This window comes from Desulfocucumis palustris (assembly GCF_002933875.1).
In the GTDB taxonomy this organism is placed as follows: Bacteria; Bacillota; Desulfotomaculia; order Desulfotomaculales; family Desulfocucumaceae; genus Desulfocucumis; species Desulfocucumis palustris.
This window is the reverse complement of the sequence record NZ_BFAV01000111.1, coordinates 1-2,077: the sequence shown is the minus strand read 5'-3', so window position 1 is coordinate 2,077 and position 2,077 is coordinate 1. Positions and strand designations below refer to the sequence as shown.

The following is a 2,077-nucleotide window of genomic DNA, read 5'->3' as shown; positions in this document are numbered from 1 at the left end:
TAATTGCTAAAACCATAACGGAGCCGCCAACAATTAAAGAGATAATTTTTTGTTTTTTATCCATCCCTGATTAATACCCCCTTAAAAAAGGGGGGCACGTTTTACCGCACTCCCCCTTTTTCTCAAGGTGTACTGTTTTGTATATCTTCTATTAACCTGCCGCCAAGGCCCCGGAGGGCACCGGAAAACCCAAAGGCTATACTTACAGAAGACAACCCCGCTATAAACAGAATTACCGCCCATTCGGCAGTGGTTATTCCCCTATCGTCCCGCAATAAGTCAATGATTTTTTTAACCATTTTAATCACCTTCTGGTGCGGTGACGTGTATATTTTGGATATATGGACTAACATAATTATCCATTTTGCTCTGATATGCGTTTACCACGGCCACCGCGAATATAAAAACCATAATTGATCCAAAAACAAACCATAAAAAATACTCCCCCGTTTTGGTGCCCAGGAGAGCACTTTTTAAATTGACCAATGTATTTTTCATTTTTAGCCACCCTTAACGTGTTGCGCCGGTGGCGCCGGTGATAATACCCGTCCTTCCATTTGAATTGACGTTAATACCATAGTCCGTGTCATCATCAACGATACTGCTCACCGGCCTGATGGCCTCCATATCCGTGTACACATCGCCCATCTTGCCCCGCAGCGCCCCTACATAGGACAGGGCCACGCTACCCGAGGACAACACCCCCAGTATCAGCCATAACAGTATTTCGCCTGTGGGCGTCCCGGTTTCATCCATGATAAAGTTTTTAATTGACCGGTAAATTTTTATCGCTCTATACTTCAAAGTTAATAACCTCCTTGAATATTGAAACTTAAATAGCTGGCCGTCACCTCATTATGCTGATGATTGTAGAAACTACTGTTCCTACCGTTAAGACCACCAGTATAATCCACAGTATGCGTTCACTTAGGTGTAGATTAAAGAATTTTTTAATAATATTTATGGATTTCGCCCCTCCTTTCACATTTGGCCGCTCCAGGCCGTAAGACTTTCAATCATTTTTATGGCCTTATAGCCAATGGGAAATAACACGATACCCACCAGGGCAAAACCGGGCAGCGCCAGATAGATGGTTTGATACAACGGCCTGGCCGCAATCTCTTTCTCATAGTTGCGACGCAGCCGTTCTTCAAGTTTTGCCGACTCTTCACTGAGAAGGCCGGATTTTTCGCTCTTGCCCGACAGTGTGATATGCTGCAGCACGGACGCTAGAATCTCAGCTTCCGGAAAGTTCACCTCCTTTGCAAAGTGATGAAGGGCTTTTACAGGGCCTTGCGGCCACCGGTTTACGCATTTTTCCACGGAATCCCTTATGGACGGGGTTAATTCGCCGGCTTTTGCTAAGGCCTGGTGAATTGAGTGGCTTTCGGAAAATAGGTCGATGGAATCGTAGAGAATGCTTATCTCCTTGACTTTTGTCCTGTAGTCAATGGTTTTTTTGGTATTGCCCAGAAATTTGGCTACTAAAAAGCCAACCATTAACCCCACCTGAAACATGTAAATTCTAAGCGGCGTTGTCCAAAACGCCCAGGTGAAAATACATGCCGTGGCAAAGCCGATAATTAGAAATTTGGGATCGGAGAATATGCCTAAATCCAATTTTTCTTTTCCTTTATCCTTGTATAACGCCGGAACTATTGTTTTTTCCCTGGCTGTGAACATTCTTTGTAGTGGCCACTTGTAAACAACTTTCCGTGAAATATGTGAGATTACTATAAAAAAATAGATTCCAACAGATAAAGCAAATGTTATCAGCAGAATCCAGTCTGCGCCAATCCTTGGAATCACCGGCAATACCTCCCTAATATTTAACATCGTGTAATCGGTGGTCAAGCATAATGCCCACGGGATACGACAGGAAGGCCACCGCCACTACCGCTTTACCCATGGGCACATTTATAAAAAATTTCTCCGCATCCGGCACAATGAGCTGAACGGCAAAAAAGGCCGGTATCAGCAACGCGTTTAAGAAGATGCCCACAACCCTCATCCAGGCCAAACTGGTGTCGTTTACCGCCATCAGTTCCTCATGCCGTTTAATTTTAATGGCCAGTTT

Annotated in this window: 5 protein-coding genes; all 5 read right to left on the bottom strand. The window is 44.4% G+C overall.

Going from position 1 to position 2,077, the window contains the following annotated elements:
- Positions 1-122: 122 nt before the first annotated feature.
- Positions 123-299 (bottom strand): hypothetical protein, encoded by a 177-nt coding sequence (locus tag DCCM_RS18555; protein WP_165792078.1) that lies wholly within the window; start codon positions 297-299, stop codon positions 123-125.
- A gap of 1 nt (position 300) precedes the next feature.
- Positions 301-498 (bottom strand): hypothetical protein, encoded by a 198-nt coding sequence (locus DCCM_RS08520; protein WP_104371996.1) that lies wholly within the window; start codon positions 496-498, stop codon positions 301-303.
- A gap of 12 nt (positions 499-510) precedes the next feature.
- Positions 511-804, bottom strand: coding sequence for a hypothetical protein (locus DCCM_RS08515; protein WP_104371995.1), 294 nt, complete (start codon positions 802-804; stop codon positions 511-513).
- Between the two features lie 177 nt (positions 805-981).
- Positions 982-1,809 (bottom strand): hypothetical protein, encoded by an 828-nt coding sequence (locus DCCM_RS08510; RefSeq protein WP_128739118.1) that lies wholly within the window; start codon positions 1,807-1,809, stop codon positions 982-984.
- Between the two features lie 13 nt (positions 1,810-1,822).
- On the bottom strand, positions 1,823-2,077 hold a 255-nt coding region (locus DCCM_RS18550; protein WP_165792077.1), incomplete at its 5' end, for a hypothetical protein.

Coding starts and splice junctions, on each gene's coding strand:
- DCCM_RS08520 (WP_104371996.1), bottom strand. CDS start 498: ATGAAAAATACATTGGTCAATTTAAAAAGTGCTCTCCTGGGCACCAAA.
- DCCM_RS18555 (WP_165792078.1), bottom strand. CDS start 299: ATGGTTAAAAAAATCATTGACTTATTGCGGGACGATAGGGGAATAACC.